Source organism: Micromonospora aridisoli, from assembly GCF_056150025.1.
In genome coordinates, this window is sequence record NZ_JAXCFK010000006.1 from 118,473 (window position 1) to 141,538 (window position 23,066).

23 protein-coding genes are annotated in these 23,066 nt (G+C 71.9%); 13 read left to right on the top strand and 10 right to left on the bottom strand.

What is annotated here, in order from left to right; genetic code table 11:
- Positions 1–7 precede the first annotated feature (7 nt).
- Genes SM447_RS14930 through SM447_RS14950 form a run of 5 tightly spaced genes read left to right on the top strand, consistent with a single transcriptional unit; the run spans position 8 to position 5,144 of the window.
- Positions 8–1,303, top strand: coding sequence for an amidohydrolase (locus SM447_RS14930; protein WP_474573388.1), 1,296 nt, complete (start codon positions 8–10; stop codon positions 1,301–1,303).
- Positions 1,300–2,061: a histone deacetylase gene (locus SM447_RS14935; RefSeq protein WP_474573389.1), complete on the top strand. Its 762-nt coding sequence runs from the start codon at positions 1,300–1,302 to the stop codon at positions 2,059–2,061. The genes SM447_RS14930 and SM447_RS14935 overlap by 4 nt, the downstream gene beginning before the upstream one ends.
- On the top strand, positions 2,046–3,086 hold the full coding sequence (locus SM447_RS14940) for a hypothetical protein (protein ID WP_474573390.1): 1,041 nt from the start codon (positions 2,046–2,048) through the stop codon (positions 3,084–3,086). Before SM447_RS14935 ends, SM447_RS14940 begins: the two co-directional genes overlap by 16 nt.
- A gap of 30 nt (positions 3,087–3,116) precedes the next feature.
- Positions 3,117–4,496, top strand: a complete 1,380-nt coding sequence (locus tag SM447_RS14945) for a glutamate-cysteine ligase family protein (protein ID WP_474573391.1) — start codon at positions 3,117–3,119, stop codon at positions 4,494–4,496.
- 51 nt (positions 4,497–4,547) lie between these two features.
- Positions 4,548–5,144: a maleylpyruvate isomerase N-terminal domain-containing protein gene (locus SM447_RS14950; protein WP_474573392.1), complete on the top strand. Its 597-nt coding sequence runs from the start codon at positions 4,548–4,550 to the stop codon at positions 5,142–5,144.
- Here SM447_RS14950 and SM447_RS14955 read toward each other — a convergent pair.
- Both SM447_RS14955 and SM447_RS14960 read right to left on the bottom strand, forming a co-directional pair.
- The gene (locus SM447_RS14955) at positions 5,100–5,930 is read right to left on the bottom strand and encodes a hypothetical protein (RefSeq protein WP_474573393.1); all 831 of its coding nucleotides are present in this window, start codon (positions 5,928–5,930) and stop codon (positions 5,100–5,102) included. The two genes, SM447_RS14950 and SM447_RS14955, sit on opposite strands and share 45 nt — an antisense overlap.
- Before the next feature lie 111 nt (positions 5,931–6,041).
- Positions 6,042–7,004 carry a DUF4349 domain-containing protein gene (locus SM447_RS14960; protein ID WP_474573394.1) on the bottom strand — a complete coding sequence of 321 codons (963 nt, stop codon included), beginning with the start codon at positions 7,002–7,004 and terminating at the stop codon, positions 6,042–6,044.
- Positions 7,005–7,118: 114 nt separating this feature from the next.
- Here SM447_RS14960 and SM447_RS14965 point away from each other — a divergent pair, with 114 nt between their 5' ends.
- The 3 genes from SM447_RS14965 (at position 7,119) to SM447_RS14975 (ending at position 9,488) form a co-directional block, all read left to right on the top strand.
- Positions 7,119–7,751: an MBL fold metallo-hydrolase gene (locus SM447_RS14965; RefSeq protein ID WP_474573395.1), complete on the top strand. Its 633-nt coding sequence runs from the start codon at positions 7,119–7,121 to the stop codon at positions 7,749–7,751.
- A 4-nt stretch (positions 7,752–7,755) separates the two neighbouring features.
- On the top strand, positions 7,756–8,679 hold the full coding sequence (locus tag SM447_RS14970; protein ID WP_474573396.1) for a hypothetical protein: 924 nt from the start codon (positions 7,756–7,758) through the stop codon (positions 8,677–8,679).
- 71 nt (positions 8,680–8,750) lie between these two features.
- Positions 8,751–9,488 (top strand): SCO6745 family protein, encoded by a 738-nt coding sequence (locus SM447_RS14975; protein WP_474573397.1) that lies wholly within the window; start codon positions 8,751–8,753, stop codon positions 9,486–9,488.
- Positions 9,489–9,603: 115 nt separating this feature from the next.
- On the opposite strand, the gene SM447_RS14980 is transcribed toward SM447_RS14975, so the two are convergent.
- Positions 9,604–10,059 (bottom strand): gamma-glutamylcyclotransferase, encoded by a 456-nt coding sequence (locus SM447_RS14980; protein WP_474573398.1) that lies wholly within the window; start codon positions 10,057–10,059, stop codon positions 9,604–9,606.
- Between the two features lie 106 nt (positions 10,060–10,165).
- On the opposite strand from SM447_RS14980, the gene SM447_RS14985 reads away from it, so the two are divergent.
- A complete protein-coding gene (locus SM447_RS14985; RefSeq protein WP_474573399.1) occupies positions 10,166–11,569 on the top strand; it encodes an NAD(P)H-quinone dehydrogenase in 1,404 nt (467 codons plus the stop codon).
- Here SM447_RS14985 and SM447_RS14990 read toward each other — a convergent pair.
- Both SM447_RS14990 and SM447_RS14995 read right to left on the bottom strand, forming a co-directional pair.
- Positions 11,526–12,269, bottom strand: a complete 744-nt coding sequence (locus SM447_RS14990; protein WP_474573400.1) for a DUF998 domain-containing protein — start codon at positions 12,267–12,269, stop codon at positions 11,526–11,528. The two genes, SM447_RS14985 and SM447_RS14990, sit on opposite strands and share 44 nt — an antisense overlap.
- A 111-nt stretch (positions 12,270–12,380) precedes the next feature.
- Positions 12,381–13,019, bottom strand: coding sequence for a DedA family protein (locus SM447_RS14995; RefSeq protein ID WP_474573401.1), 639 nt, complete (start codon positions 13,017–13,019; stop codon positions 12,381–12,383).
- 539 nt (positions 13,020–13,558) lie between these two features.
- Here SM447_RS14995 and thrS point away from each other — a divergent pair.
- Complete coding sequence (gene thrS / locus SM447_RS15000) at positions 13,559–14,779, top strand: threonine--tRNA ligase (protein ID WP_474573402.1); 1,221 nt, start codon at positions 13,559–13,561, stop codon at positions 14,777–14,779.
- 123 nt (positions 14,780–14,902) lie between these two features.
- Here thrS and SM447_RS15005 read toward each other — a convergent pair whose 3' ends face one another.
- Positions 14,903–16,342 (bottom strand): GuaB1 family IMP dehydrogenase-related protein, encoded by a 1,440-nt coding sequence (locus SM447_RS15005; RefSeq protein WP_474573403.1) that lies wholly within the window; start codon positions 16,340–16,342, stop codon positions 14,903–14,905.
- A gap of 14 nt (positions 16,343–16,356) precedes the next feature.
- Positions 16,357–16,953 (bottom strand): LysE/ArgO family amino acid transporter, encoded by a 597-nt coding sequence (locus SM447_RS15010; RefSeq protein WP_474573404.1) that lies wholly within the window; start codon positions 16,951–16,953, stop codon positions 16,357–16,359.
- Positions 16,954–17,023: 70 nt separating this feature from the next.
- Between SM447_RS15010 and SM447_RS15015 the strand changes: the two genes are divergently transcribed.
- Positions 17,024–17,920, top strand: a complete 897-nt coding sequence (locus SM447_RS15015) for a LysR family transcriptional regulator ArgP (RefSeq protein WP_474573405.1) — start codon at positions 17,024–17,026, stop codon at positions 17,918–17,920.
- 14 nt (positions 17,921–17,934) lie between these two features.
- On the opposite strand, the gene SM447_RS15020 is transcribed toward SM447_RS15015, so the two are convergent.
- Entirely contained in the window at positions 17,935–19,686 is a 1,752-nt protein-coding gene (locus SM447_RS15020; protein WP_474573406.1) for an acetyl/propionyl/methylcrotonyl-CoA carboxylase subunit alpha, read from the bottom strand.
- Positions 19,687–19,872: 186 nt separating this feature from the next.
- Here SM447_RS15020 and SM447_RS15025 point away from each other — a divergent pair, with 186 nt between their 5' ends.
- Together SM447_RS15025 and SM447_RS15030 are read left to right on the top strand one after the other, a co-directional pair.
- Positions 19,873–20,832 carry an ATP-binding cassette domain-containing protein gene (locus tag SM447_RS15025; RefSeq protein ID WP_474573407.1) on the top strand — a complete coding sequence of 320 codons (960 nt, stop codon included), beginning with the start codon at positions 19,873–19,875 and terminating at the stop codon, positions 20,830–20,832.
- Positions 20,833–20,849: 17 nt separating this feature from the next.
- Positions 20,850–21,605, top strand: a complete 756-nt coding sequence (locus SM447_RS15030; protein WP_474573408.1) for an ABC transporter permease — start codon at positions 20,850–20,852, stop codon at positions 21,603–21,605.
- A gap of 106 nt (positions 21,606–21,711) precedes the next feature.
- Here SM447_RS15030 and SM447_RS15035 read toward each other — a convergent pair whose 3' ends face one another.
- Both SM447_RS15035 and SM447_RS15040 read right to left on the bottom strand, forming a co-directional pair.
- Positions 21,712–22,365, bottom strand: a complete 654-nt coding sequence (locus tag SM447_RS15035) for an O-methyltransferase (protein ID WP_474573409.1) — start codon at positions 22,363–22,365, stop codon at positions 21,712–21,714.
- Positions 22,366–22,374: 9 nt separating this feature from the next.
- Positions 22,375–23,031, bottom strand: a complete 657-nt coding sequence (locus SM447_RS15040) for a Maf family protein (protein WP_474573410.1) — start codon at positions 23,029–23,031, stop codon at positions 22,375–22,377.
- Positions 23,032–23,066: the final 35 nt, after the last annotated feature.

Genomic DNA, 23,066 nt, shown 5'->3' on the forward strand with positions numbered 1-23,066 from the left:
ATTCGACGTGACGAGTGCGTTGACGCCGTGTGCCGGCGGTTGGGCGTCAGCCTCAACCTCGCGTACGACCGCACCGGCCCCGCAGCCCCTGCCTGACGGCCTGGACGGGTTGCTCGCCCGGCTGGCGCCGGATCTCGTCACTGTCCGTCGACACATTCACGCGCACCCCGAACTGTCCGGGGCGGAGTTCGAGACCGCGGCCCTGGTGTTCCGGCGGCTGACCGGGATCGGCCTGCGGCCTTGGCTGCTGCCCAAGCGCAACGGTGTCATCTGCGACATCGGCTCCGGCGATGGTCCGCTGGTCGCCTTCCGGGCCGACCTGGACGCACTGCCGCTGGTCGACAGCAAGGACGTTGACTACCGATCGACCGTGCCGGGTGTCTGTCATGCCTGCGGCCACGACGCACACACCACCATCCTGCTCGGCCTGGCGGAGCTGCTCGCCCACCTCGCCGAGCGGGGCGGGTTGCCCGGTCGGGTTCGATTGATCTTCCAGCCGGCGGAGGAGTCGGTGCCCTCGGGCGCGCCGGAGGTCATCGAGGCGGGTGGCCTGGACGGCGTGTCGATGATCTTCGCGGTGCACTGCGCGCCGCAGTTTCCGGTGGGCTCGGTCGGCGTGCGTACCGGTCCGCTGACGGCGGCCTCGGCCACCCTGGAGATCCGCGCCAGCGGGCCGGGTGGGCACACCGCCCGACCGCACCTGACCACCGACCTGGTCGACCTGCTCGGCCGCCTCGCCGTCGACGTGCCCGCCCAGCTGAGCCGGCGCATGGACCCACGTTGGCCGGTCTCGGTCGTCTGGGGTGCGGTGCACGCCGGAGTCGCGTTCAACGCCATCCCCTCGGTCGGCTACCTGCGGGGGACGGTCCGCTCGTTGCACCGGGAGGCCTGGCACAACGCCGGCGAGATGATCGCGAAGCTGGTGCCGGACCTGGTCAGCGGTACCGGTGCCGACGTCGAGGTGGAGTACGTCCTGGGCTTTCCACCGGTCGTCAACGACAAGCACGCCTCCGACCTGATCGGCGCCGCGGCGACGCGGGCGTTGGGCCACGAGAACGTCTTCGAGGCCGAGGTGAGCATGGGCGGCGAGGACTTCTCCTTCTACCTGGAGCGGGTTCCCGGCGCCATGATCCGGCTCGGCGTGGCACCCCCCGGTACCAGCGAGCAGTGCGATACCCACCAACCCGGCTTCGACATCGACGAGCGGTCGATCGAGTACGGCGTACGGGTCCTCGCGCATACCGCCCTGATCGCGCTCGGCCACCCGGAACCCGGAACCGCCGCCCCGGGAGGTGTCCGATGAAACCTCCTCCGTCGCACGTCGAGGACCTCGTCGACCAGGTCGTGGAGCTGGTCGACGCGTTGACGCCGGACGGCTCGCTGGAGCCACCCACGCACCTCTGGTACGTCTGCTACGGCTCCAACATGAGCCTCCAGCGCTTGACGTACTACCTGGGAGGTGGCCGCCCTCCGGCGGGTGCGTTGACCTACCCGGGTTGCCGGGACAGCAGCCCGCCGAGTGACAGCCGGGCGATCCGACTGCCCGGTACCGTCTTCTTCGCCCTTGAGGCGCGGGCCTGGACCGGCGGGATGGCCTTCTACGACCATGATCACTTTGGCGGCACGCCCGCCCGCGCCTTCCGACTCACGGTCTCCCAGTTCTCCGACATCATGGCGCAGGAGATGTGCCTCGAGCCCGGAGACGACATCGACCTGCGCGGGGTGATGGGCCGGGGGAGACTCACCCTCGGACCGGGTTGCTACCAGACGCTGCTGCACCTCGGCGTGCTGGACGGACTGCCCGCCTTCACCTTCACCTCGCCGTGGCGCAGCCACGAGGTCGAACACCGCAAGCCGGCTGCGGTCTACCTCCGCCACCTGGCCATCGGGCTGGCCGAGGCACACCAGTGGTCACCCGTCCGGATCGCCGCCTACCTCAGTAGCCGACCGGGTTCGGTGGGCAGCTGGACGCCGGAGGAGATCCGACTCCTGTTGTCCGAGGACGGCACCGTCACGGCAACCCGAGCAGACGAGGAGGAGCGGTCGTGCATCCCAGGGTGACGATGGCCGATCCGGGCACCGCGAGCCTGTTCATGAAGCACCAGCGGGAACACGAGTGCTCCGACTGCGGTCACCCGTATCTCGACCTTGAGCTGACCGGGGCCGGTCCGCATGTGCGTCGGCGCCGGGTAGGCGGCGGCACGATCGTGGCCGACACCTCGGTCCCGCTGCGGGAGCTGCACGTGCTGCCGCACTGCGGTACGGAACTGCCCGCGGACCTGCTTGCCGCCGTCGATCCGGCGGACTACGGCAGGCTGGCCCAGCTCGTGCACGACAATCTGGACCTGGGCACGGCCGCCATTTACCGGCTGCTGGTGGAGGACATCGTCGCCGGGCGGGCCCCGGGCGTCGCGGTGGCCGGGTTTCACCTGTCCCGGATCATGCTCGACGCCAACCGCGACGCCGTGCACGAGCAGGTCCCGGAGAACCCGTACGCCGGCAGCGGCGAGCTGTACCGGGACTACCACCTCAGCGAGGGACTACGGCTGCGCGACGAGGAACTGCTGCCCTGGTTGGCGGCCGTCGACGACATGCTGCGCGAGCTGGGTGACCAGGGCTCCGTCTACCACCACCACACCTACGACGTGTACTCGATCAGCCCTCGCCCCTGGGACCGGGGCTTCACGCCCAAACGTCCGGCCTTCCAGCTGATCTGGAGTCGCCCGCTGGTCGGCCGGGCCGGTGAGCACGCAGCCGTGGGCGACCCGGGCCTGGCGCGGCTGGAGGACATCGAACGGGTCCGCGAGAGCATCCGGGACTTCCTGGAGGGGGAGATCGGCGTCGGAAACGGCACCGGTCAGGTCGACTATCCACTGCTGCTGCCGGTGCTGCCCTTCCGGGGCACGCGCCGCGGCGACCCCGCCGACTCCCCGCGTCATCTCGTCTACGACCTGCGCAAGGACCTGCTCGCCACGGATCGGCAACTACGCTCATGGGTGCGCATCGCGCCGTGGCGCTTCCCGGCGGCGGGACCAGCAGAGGTACCCTCTGGCACAGACGCCATCCCCTCCGTCAACGCGGGCTGAGTCGGGAGGATCCGGAGTGGCGGTTTGCCGATGAGCCAGGGCCTGGTACCACACGATCGTCCATGCCTGGAATTCGACGATCTCGTACGGTCCTTCCTCCCGTCGGGAAGATCGGAACGGCTGGTCGGTATCGAGGTCGAGTGTGGCCTGGTGCGCCCGGACTCGGGCAGGTCGGTCGGGTACGACGAGCCCGGCGGTACCCGCGCCCTGCTGGAGGCGCTGCTCGGCGCAATGGCGGGCGAGCCGGTTGTGGAGGACGGCTCCCTGGTCGGGCTCCGGCTCTCCGACGGTGCCACGCTCACCCTGGAGATGGCCGGGGCGATCGAGTACTCGTCCGCCCCGGCGGCCAGCCTCACCGAGGGACTGCGTCGAGCCCGGGAATGCCTGACCGAGGTGGCCCGGTTGGCCGCTCCGCTCGGCCTGCGGCTGCTGACCGGCGGGCAGCTGCCCTTCGACGCGCCGGACGGGATCCGGTGGACGCCGAAGTCGCGTACCGAGATCATGCGGCGCTACTTCGCCAGGCTCGGCGACGGTGGCCGGCACGGTGACCAGGTGATGGGCTTGACCCTCTCCACCCAGCTCAGCCTGGACGCGCTGGACGAAGCGGAATACCTCGACAAGCTGAAGGTGCTGCTCGCCGTCTCGCCGTTCCTCGCCGCCATCCTCGCCAACACTCCGGCGCTGGACGCGGGCGACGCGGTCAGCAGCGGCACCGTGTCGCGCCGGATGACCTACTGGCGGCGGATCGACCCGGCCCGTTGCCAGCACCTCACGGCCCGGCTGTACGAGGTGTCGTCACTGGCGGAGCTGGCCGAGACGCTGAGTGATCTACCCATGATCTACCGCCGTTCCCCCAGTGGATACGTCCCCGGTCACGCCGGGTCGTTCCGGCGGGTCGTACGCGAGGGCTTCGCAGACGGCACGATGCCAACCCTCGACGACTGGAGGACCCACCTACGCCAGGTGTGGCCGGCGGTGCGTCCGCGTCAGACACTGGAGACCCGTCTGCCCGACGGGCAGGCGTGGGAGCACCTTGGTGTGCTCCCCGCACTGTTCCTCGGCCTGGCCGAGGAACCGGCGGTCCGCCGCGAGGTGACCGACCTGCTGGCCGACCTGCGTACCGAGGCTCTCGACCTGATCACCATGAAGGCCGCGGAGAGCGGGCCGGACGGGATCGCCGCTCCCATCCGGGAGACCGCCGCGCAGCTTGTCGTGTTGGCCCACCGGGGGCTGGCCGCCCGGGTGGCCGAGGGGACGGAGTCCCCCGAGGTGCTCGGGCTGCTCGATCCGGCCCGGGAGTGGGCGGCGACCGGGCGCCCACCGGCGGAGACGTTGCGAGCCGCTTGGACGGGACCGTGGCGTCGACGCCCTGACCGCTACGTCGCCGCGATGGCCGTGCCGGAAGACTGACCGGACAAGATGGACGATCAATAACGGGATCCCGCTCGCTACGATCTTGTCATGGCATGCGTTGCCTGCTACCAGCGGTCGTACGGCGAAGGGGTGGCGGCGGTCGCCCGGATCTTCGCCCGCTACGGGTACGCGGACTGGGCGCGTACCGGCCCCTGTGCGCCGTGGTCCTCGCTCGACCTGCTACGCCATCTGCACGTGACGGCGCAGGAGAGCGTGACCGGATACCTGCACACCCTCCAGTTCGGTCCGAAGGAGCTGATGACCTCGGCGGAACTCGCCGAGTTCAACGCCAAGTCGCTGGCGGCACTGTCGGCCGTGGCGCCGCACGTCTCGCTGCGGAACTTCCAGGCCGCCGCGTGGCGTTTCCTCCGGATGGCTACCGCCGCCCCCGAACTGCCCAGCTATTCCTTCCGGGGCCGGACGTGGAATGCCCGGTGCAACGTCGGCGTGCTCGCCGTCGAGTGGCACCTGCACGCCTGGGATCTGGCCACCACCATCGGCCTGGCGTACCACCCCAGGGAGCCGGCCGTGCTGGCCGAGGCGTTCCGCGACGGGATGGCCTATCTCGACCCGCCCGCCACGGACGGCTGGCCGGATCTGCTACGCGCTGCGGGTCGGACGCTGGGGGTCGCCCACCCCGTCTGACGGGTGAGGAAATGGCGGTCGCGGCTGGGGTGGCTGCACCAGTGGTGTGGAGTTGGCGAGTCGCCACAACTCGCGGAAATGGTGCTCGAAGGCGGCCGCGACCCCCGCGTCCCGGATGCTGAATCCGTGCATCTCGCCCCGGTCGTCGACGGCGAAGCCGAGAAACACCACCGAGGAGTCGATCACCGCGAAGTTCTCGCCTTCCAGCTCCATCCCAGGTGGGTAACGCAGCACCCGTACGTGGTAGTTCTCGATCTTCTCGCCGAGGTCGATCTGCTCGTCGACCCATTCCTGGATGTCCGGGCTGTGGTGGGGCAGTCGGATGACCCGGTGCAGGTGCCGTTTGCCCGGCATCTTGCGGGCCCAGCGGATGGTCGCGGTGTAGTAACGGCGGGACTCGTCGGTCTGCTGCCGGGGCGCCTTGGCGTGCGAGAACACCGCGTAGACCGACTTGGAGCTGCGCTGGATGGCGTGCAGGGCCTCGCCGTAGAAGGCCGACGACGAGTCGTAGACCCGCAGCGGCGCACCGGTGGCGATCGACATGACCCGCCGCCGCGTGACATCCAACCAACGCAGGAAGATCAACATCGTCAGGAAGATCAGCGGGGTGGCCCAGTTCGCGCTGTCGATGAAGTTGAAGATGTTGTCGGCAATGCTGACCGCCAAGGCCACCACGAGGGCGAAAGTGATGAGCCGGGCTTCCAGCTCTTCCATCCTGGGCTGCGGAATGCGGTCGTTCGACAAGGGCGCCACCTCCCATCGACGCCACACTTCGCGAGCGGCCATCACGATAAGTATGTCAGAGCGCCGCTCTACGTGTTGCTCGTGGAATTCGCCCTCCACGGGATGGCCGATCGCGTCGACGGGACCGGCCACCACCGTGTCCGCAGTGCTCCGTCAGGGCGTGCTTCCGGTTCCCTGAGCCGCACGGAGCGTCTCCGGCTGGGCGGGGGCCACCGGCCCGCGGGGGGCCGGCACGGCCGGTCGGTTCCGCCGACGCCGCCGGGCCAGCCACCACAGCGCCGCCGCCGGCACACCGAAGACCAGCAGCCACGGCAGGACCGCCCCGAGCACGGTGAGCAGGACGGTCATCGAGGCCAGGAAGACCTTCCAACCACCCTTGAGTCCGACCAGGAAGCCGATCTGGCTCTCCTCCTCGGCGATGGTGACGCCCGGCCCGACCAGGGTGACGGTGATGGTGGACAACGCGGTCAGGTCGGCCAGCCGCCGCTTCTTCGCCTCCAGGGAGGCGAGGTCCGCCTCCCGCCGGGCCAGTTCGTTCTCGATGCTCACCAGGTCGCTGATCGAGCTGGCCTGGGCGAGCAGCCGCCGGGCGCTCTCCACCCGGGCCCGCTGGCTGGCGATCCGGGCGTCGAGGTCGATGGTCTCCTCCGTCACGTCCTGCGTGCCGATCTCCCGGCGCTCCTGCCGGCCGAGGCCCGCCAGCTCCTCCACGACCGCGTAGAACCGCTCCGCCGGCACCCGCAGCTCGAGGTCGGCCACCGCGTCGGCGTCGGAGCTGCGGCGCTGATCCCCGCCGACGAAGCCGCCGGCCCGGGTGGCCGCGGCGGCGGCGTCCCGCGCGGCGACGTCCACATCGTTCACCTGCACCCGCATCGATCCGGTGTAGATGATGGCCCGCTGGTCGACCTTGGTGTCCGCCGCCGCGCCGGCCCCGCCCTGCGTACCGGCCGGGGCGTCGCCGCCCTCCTGCGCCGGCGCCGGCGCGGCGGCCACGTCCTCGGCGGCCCCCGAGTCGCTGCCGCCACTGCTGCCGCTGCCACAGCCGGCGAGCATCAGCAGCGCGCCCAGTGTCGCCACCGCCATGGTTCCGTGACGGCGGGCTCTTCCGATCCCCATCCCCGTTCCCCTTCCTCCGGTCTGAGCGGGCAATGGCTCGGACGCCACACGCCACCGCGCAGGTTCCGGCAGACTGCGCTCAGGACGTCACGAATCGATATGGGAGGCATCACGATGCGGCTCACCAAGTACGCCCACTCGTGCCTGCGGGTCGAGCACGACGGGGGAGTGCTGGTCATCGACCCCGGGATGTTCAGCGAGCCGGCGGTGGCGTTGGACGGGGCCGACGCCGTGCTGGTCACCCACGAGCACCCGGACCACCTCGACGTCGAGGCGGTGAACCGGCAGTTGGCGCGGCGTCCCTTCGTCATCCACGGCCCGGCGTCGCTGGCCGGCACCCTCGGCGACGCGGCCGACGTGCTGCGTCCGGTGGCTCCCGGAGAGTCGTTCACCGCCGCCGGCGTCCCGGTACGCGCCCACGGCGGACGGCACGCGGTGATCCACCCCGACATCCCGGTGATCGACAACCTCGGCTACCTGCTCAACGACGTGGTCTACCACCCGGGCGACGCCCTGTTCGTCCCCGACGACGTCCAGGTCGACACCCTCTTCGCCCCGATCCACGCGCCCTGGTCGAAGTTCTCCGAGGTGGTCGACTTCATCCGGGCGGTGGCACCGCGTCGGGTCTTCGCGCTGCACGACGCACTGCTCAACGGCAACGGCTACGCGGTGCTCGACCGGCAGTACACGGCGCTGTCCGGCAGCGAGTACCAGCGGCTGGAGCCGGGCAGCCGGATCGACGGCTGAGCCGATGCCCGGCCCCCCACCCGACCTCGTCGAGCAGTTGTACCGCACGCCGCCGGACCGGTTCGTCGCCGCCCGGGACGACGCCGCCGCGCAGGCCCGTCGGGCCGGCGACCCGCGTACCGCCCGGGAGATCGCCCGGTTGCGTCGACCCACCGTGGCGGCCTGGCTGGTCAACCTGCTCGCGCTGGAGAGGCCGGAGCTGGTGGCCGAGCTGGCGCAACTGGCCGAGGCGCTGCGGGAGGCCCAGCGCGAGCTGCGCGGCCCGCGTCTGCGGGAGCTGTCCGCGCAGCGCCGGGCGGTGGTCGGCGCGCTGGTCGCCGAGGTACGCCGGCTCGCCGCCGGCGTCGAGGGCGCCCCGTCGGGCGGGAAGCTGCCGCTGGCCGAGGTCGAGGCGACCCTCAACGCCGCCCTTTCCGACGTGGAGGTGGCCGAACAGGTGCGTTCCGGACGGCTGCTGCGGCCGGCCCACTACGCCGGGTTCGGCGAGGTGCCCCGACCGCAGCTGCGCCTGGTGACCGGCGGGGAGGAACCTCCGCCCCCCGCCCCGGTCCGGCAGCGCCCACCGGACCGGGGCGCGCTGCGGGCCGAACAGGCACAGCGGGCCGCCCGTGCCGAGCGGACCCGCCGCCGCCGGGCGTTGGAGAAGGAACTGGCCCGGGCGCGTACCGACCAGGACCGGGCCGAGACGGAGCTGGCCGGGGCGGTGGCGGCTGAACGCGACGGGACGGCGGCGTTGGACGCCGTCGAGGCGGAACTGGCCGAACTGGAACGCCGGAGAGCCGTCGCCGAGCAGGAACTCAGCCGCTCCAGGCTGGCCCGCCGGGCCGCCGAACGGGCGGTCAGCACCGCCCGGCGACGCGCCGGCGAGGTCGAGGCCGCGATGGAGGCGCTGGACGCCGAGGAGGGGGATGCCGACTCGGAGGGTTGACCGGCAGACTGGTCCCCCATGGACGGACCTTCGGGCGGATTCCGTACCGGCGGACCTTCGGGCGGCGCCCGGTGACGCCGGAGCAGGTCGCGGCGGCCAGCAAGCCGGTGGTGCTCGCCCTCGGGGAGGCGTACACGCGGTGCCCCACCACGTTGCGCCGGGCCCGGCTGCTCGGCATCTCCGGGTGGGCCTTCTACGTCACCGGTCGGGCCGGCGCGCTGGGCGACGTACGCGCCGAGACCGTGGCGGCCGCGCTCGGTTTCATCGCGCCCGACGCCGTGGCTGACGGCTGGGACGCGGCCGCCCGCACGGTCCGGCCGTCCGAGGTGGCCGCGGCCAGCCTCGCCGAGTGCTGCCGGTGGGGCGAGCAGACGCTGGCCGACCTGCCCCGCGTCGACCGGCTCGCGGTGCTGGTGGAACGGGCCGTCGCGGCGGCCGACGCCAGCGGGATGCCATTGTTCGCGGCGTGGCGGGCCATGCCGTCGGACGCGGCGTCGCCCGGTGCCCGCGTCGCCACCGGCCTGCGCCTGCTACGGGAACACTTCACCGGCGCTCACCTGGTCGCCGTGCGTGCCAGCGGGATGACGCCGCTGGAGGCGGTGTTGGCCGGCCCCGAGGGATCCAGCGGCGCGATGGCCTGCGGCTGGCCGCCGCCGTACCCGTCGGTCGGGCCGCTGGTACGACGGCGGCTGTGGGCCGAGGCGGTGACCGACCGGCTCGTCGCGCCCGCCTTCACCGCGCTCGGTCCGGCCGACGGCGCGGAACTGGTCGAGCTGCTGACCGCGGCGCGGGCCCACGTGCCGGGCTGAACCCCTCCGGACCTGGACCGGGTAACCGCCCATCCCGGGACGGATCCCCCGCGGACCCGGGGTCGACGCCCGGCACCATGACGGTCGGTAGCAGACTGGAGCCGTGGGAGACGCGCTACGCCGACGCGGTGCCGGTGGGCCGGGACCGCAGCTCGGTGACGTAGTCGTCCGGCGCGCCCGCCTTCTCGGCGGCGTTCGCGATCTCCGAGAGGTACCAGGACGTCGGCAGGCCGCCCTCGTAGCCGTCGAAGACGTAGACCCAGGCGGTCACGTCGCCGTCCAGCGTCGAGACGCGGACGGTCAGCTTCCGGTACGTGCCGGAGGTGACGCCCTCGATCTCGTCCAGCTGGGCCGCGTCGTACGGGTGGATGTCGTAGAGCGCGACGAACACCCGGTCGCCGGGCGACTCGACCACCGTGCTGACCGCACCCTCCCAGCCGATGACGTCCTCACCGGCAAAGGTGAGCCGCCAGCCTTCCAGCCAGCCGATGCCCACCATCGGCGAATGCGGGCAGTAGGCGCGCATCCGAGCGGGGTCCAGGTTCGAGCCGTAGGCGGCGTAATGACGCACGGCGATGACGATAGCCCGGCCGGCGCGTGGGGGAGAATACGACGGTGCGTGTCGGACGTGTCGGGGAGAAGAAAGTCACTGTGAGCATGGAGAAAGGGCGGTCGTGGTGAGCCGAATCGTGATCATCGGCGGGGGGCCGGCGGGCTACGAGGCGGCACTGGTGGCGGCCCAGTTGGACGCCGACGTCACCGTCGTGGAAGCCGAGGGCGCGGGCGGCGCCTGCGTGCTCTCCGACTGCGTACCGTCGAAGACGTTCATCGCCAGCTCCGAGGTGGTGACCGGTTACCGGGACACCGAGGTGTTCGGGGTGCACTCCGACGGGCTGGAGGCGGTCACCGTCGACGCGCGGGCGGTTCACGAGCGGGTCAAGCGGCTCGCCCTGGCCCAGTCCGCCGACATCCACGCGAAGCTGGTCAAGGCCGGGGTCACCTTCGTGTCCGGGCGCGCCCGGCTCGGCGAGGACACCCTCGGCCACACCCACCGGGTGATCGTCACTCCGGACGGCGAGGAGGCCGCGTACGCCATCGACGCCTCGACGGTGCTGATCGCCACCGGCGCCACCCCCCGCCAGTTGCCGACCGCGCTGCCCGACGGCGAGCGCATCCTGACCTGGCGACAGGTCTACGACCTGCCGGAGCTGCCCGAGCACCTCATCGTGGTCGGCTCGGGGGTGACCGGCGCCGAGTTCGCCAGCGCGTACCTCGCGATGGGCATCGAGGTGACCCTGGTCTCCAGCCGGGACCGCGTGATGCCGCACGAGGATGCCGACGCCGCGCAGGCGATCGAGCGGGTGTTCCGGACCCGGGGCATGAGCATCCTGAACAATTCCCGGGCCGAGGGTGTCCGCCGCACCGCCGACGGTGTCGAGGTGGAGCTCTCCGACGGGCGCACGGTGTCCGGCTCGCACGCGCTGATCGCGGTCGGGTCGATCCCGAACACCGCCGAGCTGGGCCTGGCCGAGTACGGCGTCGAACTGGCCCGGGGCGGCTACGTGACGGTGGACCGGGTCTCCCGGACCAACGTGCCCGGCATCTACGCGGCCGGCGACTGCACCGGCGTGCTGCCGCTGGCCAGCGTCGCGGCGATGCAGGGCCGGATCGCCATGTGGCACGCGCTCGGCGAGGCGGTTCGGCCGCTGCGGCTGCGTACCGTCTCGGCGAACGTCTTCACCGACCCGGAGTTGGCCACCGTCGGCGTCTCCCAGGACGAGGTGGACGCCGGGAAGGTGCCGGCGCGTCAGGTGATGCTGCCGCTGGGCGGCAACGCCCGGGCGAAGATGGTCGAGATCGCGGACGGCTTCGTCAAGCTCTTCTGCCGCCCCGCCAGCGGGCAGGTCATCGGCGGTGTGGTCGTCGCGCCGAAGGCCAGCGAACTGATCCTGCCGATCACGATGGCGGTGGAGAACAACCTGACCGTCAACGAACTCGCGCAGACCATCACCATCTACCCCAGCCTCTCCGGCTCCGTCACCGAGGCGGCCCGCCAACTGATGCTCCACGAACTCGAATGACCCCCGTCCGTCCGGGGCGGGACGCGAGGGCGGCGGCCACGACGGTGAGCAGGGCCACCTCGGCGAGGATGAGGACACGTTCGATCAGGCCGTAGTAGGCGCGGTCGCCGGGGTACGCGGACCAGACCATCGTGGCGGCCAGCAGCAGGCTGGTCAGGGCCAGCGCGCGCAGCCAGTGGCCGGTCCGGGTACCGGCGGGCAGCCGGGCGGCGAGCAACCAGCCGGCGATCGGCAGGGCGGCGAAGGCGACCACCGAGGCGTAGCGGTGCACGTAGGCGGCGGTGCCCATGTCCGTACCGGGCGGGTTGGTCGGTACCAGGCCCGAGACCAGCAGCCCGCCCGCCCAGACCGCCAACAGCCACTCGGCGGCCCGGCCACGGCGACCTGCGGCACCGTCCGTCGTCGCGCTGCCGAGCGTCCTGACGCCCGCCACCCGCCCGGCCCGGCTCGTGGTGTCGAAGGCTCGCGAGCCGGGCCGTGGGTGGAGCCGGCCCAGGGCCGGGACGAGCACGGCGGAGGCGGCGGCGAGCAGCAGCATCGCCACGTGGATGGCCTGGCCGGAGTCCGAGACGGCGTAGTCGCTGACGGTCAGACTCACCGGGTCCAGGTCGGTCACGCCGGCGTGACCGATGACGGCGAGCACCGCCGCGAGGACGATCCCACCGAGGGCCAGTGCACCGCTGTTCCGGATTCCAGGCATGTCTCAGCCTGTCCTCGCCGGCACCCCAGCCGGATCCGGGACGAGCACCGAAATCCGACCCCGGGACCACCCCGACGGGCCATCCGGCATTTCCCCGGTGATCGTCTGCGATCAGTCGACCGGAACCTCGGCCGGTGTCGGGCTCAGCCGCGCGGTGACGAGCGCCAACGCCCAGCCGGTCAGCGCGAAACCGGCGGCGGCCGCCGCCGCGATGAGCACCATCCGCCAGGCGGAGCCGGTCAACGCCGCCCCGCCCAGGTGTCCCACCAGCCCGCCGTACGACGCCCAGCCCGCCGCCGCGACGCCGGCACAGGGCAGGAAGAGCCGGACCGGATACCCGCTGCGACCGGCGGCGAAGCAGGCGGCCATCCGGCCACCCGGCACGAAACGGCAGAGCAGGATCATCATCGGTCCGGGGCGACGCAGGCCCCGGGTGACGCGTCCGGCCACCCGCCGGGTGCGACCCGCGCCCGTCGGCCAGAGCGGGGTTCGGGGGCCTGCCGCCGGTGACCGGCGTGCCGAGGCGTAGCGCCCGAGCAGATAACAGGCCAGGTCCCCGGCGAGTACGCCGAGCGCGCCCACCGCGACGGTCGTCGGCAGGCTCAGCCCGCCGTACACGGTGAGTGCGCCGCCGGTCAGCATCAGCAGCTGGGTGGGGACCACCGGCACGAAGGCGTCCACGGCCAGCAGGGTGAACAGCGCGAGGTACGCCAGGTCGGGCGACGCCACCTGGGTGAGTAGTTCAGGCACCGAGCCACCTCGCGGACTTTGCCGATCGGAACGTACCGAGCCTGACGCGGTGTCCGGCGTCACCCGAGACCGGCCCTGCTCCGCCGTGACCAGCGACACCTCGCCGGTGCGGGCGGAGCAGCCCCGAAGACGGGCGCTCCACCAGAGCATATCGATGAAGATTGACGGCGAGGCGCGGTCGCCGAAATGTCCTCCGGCGGCGTACCGTTGTCGGCGCGCGGCCCGACGAGCGTCGGGTCCCCCGTTCCTGACGCCTGGGCCGCCGCCGGGCCGCTGGCAGGTCCCGTGCCAGCGGCCCGGTCAATCGACACCGGCACAGCCCTGGTGTGCTGTGCCGGCCCCGTCAATTCAGGTGCGGCGATCGGCCCGGTGGGCGTACGGTCGGCGCATGTGCAGTGCGGTGCTGACGACGACGCCGGGGAAGCCTGGCGCGCCGCACTGACGTCCTCGTCTACGCAAGTGCCCCGGGCGATCCGCCCGGGGCACTCGTGCGTCGTGGGTGAGGGGTCGTGTCGGGGCGTACCGCCAAGGGAGCTGACATGATCGACCACCGCCGGCTGGGCCGGGACCTGGACCTGTTCGCCACCGACCCGCTCTCCGGCGCCGGCCTGCCGATGTGGCTGCCGGCCGGTGCCGCCGCCCGGCACGCGATCGAGGAGTACCTGCGCGACCTGGAACGCCGGGCCGGCTACCAGCACGTGTACACCCCACCGCTGGGCCGGCGCGAGCTGTTCGAGGTGTCCGGACATCTCGGCTACTTCGCCGCTGAGATGTTCCCCCCGATGCGGCTGGGGGAGGCCGACGACGAGCTGATGCTCCGCCCGGCGCTCTGCCCGCACCACGCGCTGGTCTACCGGTCCGCCGGGCGCTCCTACCGGGATCTGCCGCTGCGGGTCGCGGAGATCGGGGGCATGTACCGGGCGGAACGCTCGGGAGTGCTCGGCGGACTGCACCGGGTACGCGCCATCACTCTCAACGACGCGCACAACTTCTGCGCCCTGGAACAGGTCGGTCAGGAGGTGTCGGAGATTCTGCGGCTGATCCGGGTCGCGCACGCCGCGCTGGGCGTGCGGTCGGCGGGGGTGCGGCTGTCGCTGCGCGGGCCGGGGGAGAAGTACGTCGGCGACGACGCGCAGTGGGCGCGGGCCGAGGAGCTGCTCCGCGCCGCGCTCGACGGGGTGCCGTATGCCGAGGCGCCGGGCGACGCCGCGTTCTACGGCCCGAAGATCGACATTCAGGTGCGGGACGCGGCCGGACGGGAGTCGACCATCTCCACCGTGCAACTCGACTTCGACAAGCCGGAGCGGTTCGATCTGTCGTACACCGCCTCGGACGGCACCCGGCGGCGTCCGGTGCTGGTGCACCGCAGCCTGGCCGGCAGCATGGAACGGCTCTTCGCGTACCTGATCGAGGTGCACGGGGGTGCCTTTCCGCCCTGGTACGCCCCGGTGCAACTGGTCGTGTTGCCGGTCGGCGACGGGCAGGCCGGTGCCACCGCGGACCTGGCTCGACGGGCCACCGAGGCGGGACTGCGGGTCGAGGTCGACCACGGCCGGTCACTCGGTGCCCGGGTCCGCGAGGCGGTACGCCGCCGGATCCCGTACGCCGCGGTGGTGGGTGCGCGGGAGGCGGCCGACGGCCGGGTGTCGCTGCGGCTGCGTGACGGGCGGTCCCTGGAACCGCAGCCGGTTGCCGAGGCGATCGCGCTGGTCACCGGGGTGGTGGCCGCCCGCTCCGGCGACCTGCTGCCGGCCGGCTGAGGTCGACGGTCGCGGTCGCGCTCGGTGTCCGACCGCGACCGCGACCCGGGTGACGCCGCCCGGTCGGTGATCCGGCACCTCTTCACCCCGGCGGGAACCGGCTGAACGGTGCCCGCACCACCGTCACCAACTGGTCGGCAGGGGCATCCCCTCGGTGTAGCCGGCGGTGCTCTGCACGCCGACCAGCACCCGGTCGTGGAACTCGTCCAGGGTGCGCGCACCGGCGTAGGTGAACGCGCTACGCACCCCCGAGATGATCTCGTCGATCAGGTCCTCCACCCCGGGACGGGCCGGGTCCAGGTACATCCGGGCCGACGAGATGCCCTCCTCGAAGATGGCCTTCCGGGCGCGGTCGTAGGCGCTGTCGTCGGCGGTACGCGCGCTGACCGCCCGCGCCGAGGCCATGCCGAAGCTCTCCTTGTAGCGTCGGCCGTCCTCGTCGGTGTAGAGGTCGCCGGGGGACTCGTAGGTGCCGGCGAACCACGAGCCGATCATCACGTTCGACGCCCCGGCGGCCAGCGCCAGCGCCACGTCCCGTGGGTGCCGCACACCGCCGTCGGCCCAGACGTGGCGGCCCAGGTCCCGGGCGGCCGCCGCGCAGTCCAGCACCGCCGAGAACTGCGGCCGGCCGACCCCGGTCATCATCCGGGTGGTGCACATCGCGCCCGGGCCCACCCCGACCTTGATGATGTCGGCACCGGCGTCGACGAGGTCGCGTACCCCGTCGGCGGTGACCACGTTGCCGGCCGCCACCGGGACAGCCGGGTCGAGGCCGCGTACGGTGCGCAGGGCGGAGATCATCCGCTCCTGGTGGCCGTGCGCGGTGTCCACCACCAGCGTGTCCACCCCGGCCTCCAGCAGGGCTTTCGCCTTGCCCGCCACGTCACCGTTGATGCCCACCGCCGCCGCGATCCGCAGTCGACCGTGAGCGTCCACGGCCGGCCGGTAGAGGGTGGCCCGCAGCGCGCCGGGCCGGGTGAGCACACCGACCAGCCGACCCTCGGCATCGACCACGGGCGCCAGTCGCCGCCGGCCGGCGGAGAGCCGGTCGAAGCCGGTACGCGGGTCCGCGTCGGCGGGCACGGTGTGCAACTCCGTCGACATCACGTGTCGGAGCTGGGCGAAGCGGTCCACCCCGACGGTGTCGGCCTCGGTCACCACGCCCATCGGCCGGCCGTCCTCGTCGACCACGATCACGGCACCGTACGCCCGCTTCGGCAGCAGGTGGATGGCGTCGCCGACGGTGTCGGTGGGGCCCAGCGCGATCGCCGTGTCGTGCACCAGATGCCGCTGCTTGACCCAGGCGACGACCTCCGCCACCACCTCGATCGGGATGTCCTGCGGAATCACGGCGATGCCGCCGCGCCGGGCCACCGTCTCGGCCATCCGTCGGCCGGCGACGGCGGTCATGTTCGCCACCACCAGCGGGATGGTGGTACCGGTGCCGTCGCCGGTGGCCAGGTCGACGTCGAGCCGCGAACCCACCTCCGAGCGCGCCGGCGCCATGAAGACGTCGTTGTAGGTCAGGTCGTATCCGGGAGTCGCGCCATTGAGGAACCGCACCCGGCCATCATGACTCAGCTGAGTAGCAGAGCCACCGCCACTGCGACCATCACCACCGCGATCACGCCGTCGAGGATCTGCCAGACCCGCCGCCGCGCGAGCAGCGGAGCGAGCCGGTACGCGCCCGCACCGAGCGCGGCGAACCAGACCACGCTGGCCGCCGCCGCGCCGATTCCGAACAGCCAGCGGTGCGGATGCTGCTGGGCGATGCCGCCGAGCAGCAGCACCGTGTCGAGGTAGACGTGCGGGTTGAGGTAGGTGAAGGCGAGGCAGGCCAGCAGCGTCGGGCCGAGCCGGGCCGGCGGCCGGTCGGCCGGCGTGAGCGCGCCGGGACGGAACGCACGACGGGCGGCGAGTGCCGCGTACCCGAGGAGGAACGCCGCCCCGCCCCAGCGGATCGCGGTGAGCAGGACCGGTCGTCCCGCCACCACTGAGCCCATCCCGGCGATGCCCAGACCGATCAGCAACGCGTCGGAGAGTGCGCAGGTCAGCACGACCGGCACCACGTGTTCCCGGCGCAGACCCTGGCGCAGTACGAAGGCGTTCTGCGCGCCGATGGCGACGATGAGGGCGATAGCCAGGGAGAAGCCGGCGACGACGGAGGTGAGCATGTGCCCAAGGTAGGAGCGCCCGATCAGATGAGTCCAGCTAAAGATTCTTCATCTGGTTAAGCTCAGCTGCATGAGCGGGCTCGACTCCACCCAGCTCCGTACGCTCGCGGCCGTCGTCGCGGAGGGCAGCTTCGAATCGGCGGCCCGGCTGCTGCACGTGACCCCGTCGGCGGTGAGCCAACGGATCAAGGCTCTGGAGGAGGCCGTCGGGCAGGTGCTCGTGCGACGCCACCGGCCGTGTGACGCCACCGAGGCCGGCCGTCCGCTGCTGCGCCTGGCCGGTCAGCTCGCGCTACTTGAGCGGGAGGCGCTGGCCGACGCCCGCGGGCCGTTCGGCGGCGGCCGGGGCCGCACCCGGGTCGCGATCGTGGCCAACGCCGACTCGCTCGCCACCTGGTTCCCGGCCGCCCTGGCCCGCCTGCCCGAGCAGCCGGAACTCTCCTTCGACATCCGGCAGGACGACCAGGACCACACCGCCGAGCTGCTACGCGCCGGCACCGTGACAGCTGCGGTGACCGCCCAACGCGAGGCGGTGCAGGGCTGTCGGGTACGCCGGCTCGGCGCGATGCGCTACCGGGCGCTGGCCGCGCCCGCGCTGATGGACCGGTGGTTCCCCGAGGGGCTGACCCGGGAGGCGGCCGCCCTCGCACCGGTGGTGGTCTTCGACCGCAAGGACCGCATCCAGCACCGCTACCTGCGTACGGTCACCGGGCGGACCTTCGACCCGCCCGTGCACTACGTGCCGTCGGTGCCCGCCTTCAACGAATCGATCCGACTGGGGCTCGGGTGGGGGCTGGTGGCGGAGCAGATCGCCGACGCCGACGTGGCCGCCGGTCGCTGCGTGGACATCGCCCCCGGCCGGGTGCTGGACGTCCCGCTGTACTGGCAGCACTGGCGGCTCGACTCGCAGGTGCTGACCGCGCTGACCGCGGCCGTCTGCGCCGTCGCCGCGGAGACTCTCCGCTGAACCGTCGTCGTGCCTCAGGCGATGGTGCAGATCGCCGCGCCGGCGGTGATCACCGCGCCGACCTCGGCCGCGAGGCCGCTGACCGTGCCGGCCTTGTGGGCGTGCAACGGCTGCTCCATCTTCATCGCCTCAAGCACCACGACCAGGTCACCCTCGGCGACCGTGTCCCCGTCGGCGACCGCGATCTTCACGATGGTGCCCTGCATGGGCGAGGTGAGCGAGTCCCCGCTCGCACCCGCGCCCGCCGTGGTCCCGCCACCGCGGCGGGTCGGCTTCCGCGCGGCGGGTGCGGAGCCGACCGTACCGGCGCCGAGACCGGCGGGCAGGCTGACCTCCAGCCGCTTGCCGCCCACCTCGACCACGACGGTCTCGCGCTCCGCCGGGCCCGCGACGGCTCCGGCGGCGGCGGTGAACGGCGGCACGGTGTTGTCGAATTCCGTCTCGATCCAGCGGGTGTGCACGCTGAACGGCTCGGCGGTGAACGCGGGATCGCGGACCACCAGACGGTGGAACGGCAGCGCGGTGGCCATTCCCTCGACCACCATCTCGTCCAGCGCCCGGCGGGCCCGCTCCAGCGCCTCGGCCCGGGTCTCGCCGGTGACGATCACCTTGGCGAGCAGGGAGTCGAAGTTGCCGCCGATCACGTCGCCGGCCGAGATGCCGGCGTCCACCCGCACTCCAGGGCCGGTGGGCAGCCGGAGCGCGGTGACCGTGCCGGGGGCGGGCAGGAAGTTGCGGCCCGGGTCCTCGCCGTTGATCCGGAACTCGATGGAGTGCCCACGCGGGGCGGGATCCTCGGTGAACCGCAGCTTCTCGCCGTCGGCGATGCGGAACTGCTCGCGTACCAGGTCGATGCCGGCGGTCTCCTCGGTGACCGGGTGCTCCACCTGCAACCGGGTGTTGACCTCCAGGAAGGAGATGGTGCCGTCGTTGCCGACCAGGTACTCCACCGTGCCCGCGCCGTGGTAGCCGGCCTCCCGGCAGATCGCCTTGGCGCTGTCGTGGATCTGGGCCCGCTGCGCGGCGGTGAGGAACGGCGCCGGCGCCTCCTCGACCAGCTTCTGGTGGCGGCGCTGCAACGAGCAGTCCCGGGTGCCCACCACGATCACGTTGCCGTGCTGGTCCGCCAGGACCTGCGCCTCCACGTGGCGCGGCTGGTCGAGGTACCGCTCCACGAAGCACTCGCCCCGGCCGAACGCGGCGACCGCCTCCCGGGTGGCCGACTCGAACAGCTGAGGAATCTCCTCCATCGTGCGGGCCACCTTCAACCCGCGTCCGCCACCGCCGAAGGCCGCCTTGATCGCCACCGGCAGACCATGGTCGACGGCGAAGGCGATCACCTCGTCGGGGCTGCCGACCGGGTCGGCGGTGCCGGGGACCAGCGGGGCACCGGCCCGCTGCGCGATGTGCCGGGCGGTCACCTTGTCACCGAGGTCGCGGATGGCCTGCGGGGTGGGACCGATCCAGGTCAGGCCGGCGTCGATGACGGCCTGGGCGAAGTCGGCGTTCTCGGAGAGGAAGCCGTACCCGGGATGCACCGCGTCGGCCCCGGAACGGGCGGCGATGTCGATGAGCTTGTCGATGCGCAGGTACGAGTCCGCAGCGGTGTCCCCACCCAGGGCGTACGCCTCGTCGGCGAGCGTGGCGTGCAGGGCGTCCCGGTCGGAGTCCGCGTACACCGCGACGCTGCCCAGGCCCGCGTCCCGGCAGGCGCGGATGACCCGGACGGCGATCTCGCCCCGGTTGGCGATGAGTACCTTGCGCACCTTGGTGGCTCCTCCCGGCGGGTTACTGACCGGGAGTTTATCGGTCGCCCCGACGGCCCTAACGATCGCTCAGTGTGGGATGGCGCACTGTCCGGTCGCGGTAAATGGGCGGCGTGGTGTCGTACCGATGTGGTCGAGTGCCGGTGACGATGATGGCCGACACAGGCCACGAGCGGGGAGCAGGACATGATCGAGACCAGAGGGCTGCGGAAGTCGTTTCGCAGCCGGGCCGGTCGGGAGACGAAGATCGTCGAGGCCGTACGCGGCGTCGACCTGGACGTCCCGGCCGGCGAGATCTTCGGGTTCCTGGGCCCGAACGGTGCGGGCAAGACCACCACCCTGCGGATGCTGGCGACGCTGATCGAACCCGACGGCGGCCAGGCCACCATCGCCGGCGCCGACCTGCTCAAGGACCCGGGCGAGGTGCGCCGCCGGATCGGCTACGTGGCCCAGGGCGGGAGCACCTGGGACGAATCCACCGGTCGCGAGGAACTGGTGCTCCAGGCCCGGATGTACGGCATCGGCAAGGCCGAGGCGCTCCGGCGGGCCGCCCGGGCCCTGGAGGCGTTCCAGCTCACCGAGTTCGCCGACCGTAAGTGCAAGACGTACTCCGGCGGACAGCGACGCCGGGTCGAGATCGCGCTCGGCATCATCCACGAGCCGAAGATCGTCTTTCTGGACGAGCCCACCACCGGGCTGGACCCGCAGAGCCGCGCCCACATGTGGGATGAGATCCGCCGGCTGCGTGCCGACGGCATGACCGTCTTCATCACCACGCACTACCTGGACGAGGCCGACGCGCTCTGCGACCGCATCGCGATCATGGACCATGGCGAGGTGGTCGCGGAGGGTACGCCGACCGACCTCAAGCGGGAGATCTCCGGCGACGTGGTGCAGGTCGGCCTGGACGTCGCCGCCATCGGCGAGGCCGAGAAGCTGCTCGACGGCGAGGAGTACGTCAACCGGCTGGAGGTCCTCGACGAGGGCGGGCTCCGGCTCTTCGTCGACGAGGGGGCCACCGCCATCCCCCGGATCCTGCGGCGGGTCGACGCCGCGGGGCTCGACCTGAGGTCGATCGAGCTGCACCGCCCGAGCCTCGACGACGTCTTCCTCACCAAGACCGGCCGCTCGCTGCGCGAGTCCTGACCCGACCCGGAGATCTCATGAAGCTCGCTCGCGACACCTGGCTGATCTTCCAGCGGCAGCTGCACCTGCTGCTGCGCAACCCCGTGTGGGTCTTCGTCGGCATCTTTCAGCCGGTGATGTATCTGCTCCTCTTCGCCCCCCTGCTCAAGCCCGCGCTCGGCGCGGCCACCCAGGCCGAGGCCTACAAGATCTTCGTGCCCGGCCTGCTCGTCCTGCTGGCCATCTTCGGCGGCCTCTTCCAGGGCTTCGGCCTCATCGCCGAGCTGCGGGCCGGGGTCATCGAACGTTCCCGGGTCACCCCGGTCAGCCGGCTCGCCCTGCTGCTCGGCCGCTCGCTGCGGGACGTGGTCTCACTGATGGTCCAGGCGGTCATCATCACGCTGCTGGCGCTCCTGTTCGACCTGCGGGTGTTCATCGGTGACCTGCTGCTGGCGTACCTCATGCTCGCCCTGATCGCGCTGATGACGTCGGCGGTTTCCTACGGGGTCGCGCTCAAGGTGAAGAGTGAGGACGCGCTGGCCCCGCTGATGAACACGGTGGCTCAGCCGGTGCTGCTGCTCTCCGGCATCCTGCTGCCGCTCGCCTTCGCCCCAGGCTGGTTGCAGGGCGTCGCCAAGTGGAACCCGTTCTCCTGGGCCGTCGACGGCACCCGGGCACTGTTCAACGGTGACATCGGCGACGACCGGGTCTGGCAGGGGCTGACCATCATCGCGGTGCTCGCCGCGGCCGGCGTCTACTGGGCCGCCCGTCAGTTCGCCCGCAGCGTCCGCTGACCCGGGGCCGCCGGCCCGCCCGAGTTGCGGCATGTCGCGCTCTCCCGCCAGCGGGACACCGCGACATGCCGCAAACGGAGTAGATCGACGCCGTTCGCGCGGAGTGTCAGTGCACGTGGGCGAGGGTGAGGCCGTCGGCGATCGGCAGCATCACGGCATCCACCCGTACGTCGGCCAGGACATCGTCGTTGAAGGCCGCGATCGCCCGGTCGTCGGCGCTCTGCGGTGCCACCACCCGACCGTTACGCAGGACGTTGTCGACGGCGATGACCCCACCGGGTCGCATCCGAGGCACCAGCTCGGCCCAGTAGACCGGGTAGCCGGTCTTGTCGGCGTCGATGAAGGCGAAGTCCAGGTACCGCTCGTGCGGCAGCTCCCGCAGCGTCTCGCCGGCCGGTCCGATCCGCAGGTCGATCCGGTCATCGACGCCGGCCCGTGCCCAGTACCGGCGGGCGATGCTCGTGTACTCCTCCGAGATGTCGAAGCAGGTCAACCGCCCACCCTCGGCCAGGCCCCGGGCGATCGCCAGGGAGGACAGTCCGGTGAACGTGCCCACCTCGACCGCGTGTCGGGCACCGAGGAGCCGGGTCAGGAACGTGAGGAAGGCGGCCTGTTCCGGGGCGACCTGCATCGACGCGTGCTCGGGGAGCAGCGCCAGCGTTTCCCGCGCCAGGTCGCTGACGATGTCGTCCGGCGGTGCGCCGTGCGCGACGAGGTACCGGTGCAGGTCGTCGGTGAGCGGAATCGACTTCAGCGTCATGCTCGGAAACTAACCGAGGGGTTCGACAGTCTGGTTACCAGGCGCGACCTTCGTCCACAGATCGGTGATCCGCAGATCCAACTCGGCGAGCAGGCTCCGCAACAGCGGGAGCGAAAGCCCGATGACGGTTCCCGGATCGCCCTCGATCCGTTCCACGAACGGCCCACCCAGTCCGTCGATCGTGAAGGCGCCGGCCACCGCGAGCGGTTCACCGGTCGCGACATAGGTGGCGATCTCCTGGTCGCTGATGTCGGCGAAGTGCACCACTGTCGAGGCCACCGCCTCGGCGCGACGCCCGGCCACGATGTCGACCAGGCAGTGGCCGCTGTGCAGCACCCCGCTACGTCCGCGCATCCGCTCCCATCGCCGGGTGGCGTCCGCCTCGTCGTCTGGCTTGCCGAGGATCTGCCCGTCGAAGGCGAGCACCGAGTCGCACCCGAGCACGAGCGTGCGCTCGTCGTCGGCCGGCCGCAGCCGACCCAGCACGGCCTGCGCCTTGAGCCGGGCCAACTCCAGACAGAGATCCTCCGCCCGCTCGGTCACCACGAGCGATTCATCGACCCCACTGACCAGCACGTCCGGTTCGATCCCGGCAGACTGGAGGGACTTACGGCGGGCAGGGCTCGCTGAGGCGAGCACGAGGCGAAGCGGCAGGGCATCAGGCACCTCGCCGACGTTACCGGCTGCCCGCGTACGCCACG

Excerpts from the sequence above, each read along its gene's own strand:
- SM447_RS14965 (WP_474573395.1), top strand. The coding sequence starts at position 7,119 with ATGCGGCTCACCAAGTACGCCCACTCGTGCCTGCGGGTCGAGCACGAC.
- thrS (WP_474573402.1), top strand. The coding sequence starts at position 13,559 with ATGATCGACCACCGCCGGCTGGGCCGGGACCTGGACCTGTTCGCCACC.
- SM447_RS14950 (WP_474573392.1), top strand. The coding sequence starts at position 4,548 with ATGGCATGCGTTGCCTGCTACCAGCGGTCGTACGGCGAAGGGGTGGCG.
- SM447_RS15035 (WP_474573409.1), bottom strand. The coding sequence starts at position 22,365 with ATGACGCTGAAGTCGATTCCGCTCACCGACGACCTGCACCGGTACCTC.
- SM447_RS15025 (WP_474573407.1), top strand. The coding sequence starts at position 19,873 with ATGATCGAGACCAGAGGGCTGCGGAAGTCGTTTCGCAGCCGGGCCGGT.
- SM447_RS14990 (WP_474573400.1), bottom strand. The coding sequence starts at position 12,269 with ATGCCTGGAATCCGGAACAGCGGTGCACTGGCCCTCGGTGGGATCGTC.
- SM447_RS14960 (WP_474573394.1), bottom strand. The coding sequence starts at position 7,004 with ATGGGGATCGGAAGAGCCCGCCGTCACGGAACCATGGCGGTGGCGACA.
- SM447_RS15015 (WP_474573405.1), top strand. The coding sequence starts at position 17,024 with ATGAGCGGGCTCGACTCCACCCAGCTCCGTACGCTCGCGGCCGTCGTC.
- SM447_RS14970 (WP_474573396.1), top strand. The coding sequence starts at position 7,756 with ATGCCCGGCCCCCCACCCGACCTCGTCGAGCAGTTGTACCGCACGCCG.
- SM447_RS14945 (WP_474573391.1), top strand. The coding sequence starts at position 3,117 with ATGAGCCAGGGCCTGGTACCACACGATCGTCCATGCCTGGAATTCGAC.
- SM447_RS15030 (WP_474573408.1), top strand. The coding sequence starts at position 20,850 with ATGAAGCTCGCTCGCGACACCTGGCTGATCTTCCAGCGGCAGCTGCAC.
- SM447_RS14955 (WP_474573393.1), bottom strand. The coding sequence starts at position 5,930 with ATGGCCGCTCGCGAAGTGTGGCGTCGATGGGAGGTGGCGCCCTTGTCG.
- SM447_RS14935 (WP_474573389.1), top strand. The coding sequence starts at position 1,300 with ATGAAACCTCCTCCGTCGCACGTCGAGGACCTCGTCGACCAGGTCGTG.
- SM447_RS15010 (WP_474573404.1), bottom strand. The coding sequence starts at position 16,953 with ATGCTCACCTCCGTCGTCGCCGGCTTCTCCCTGGCTATCGCCCTCATC.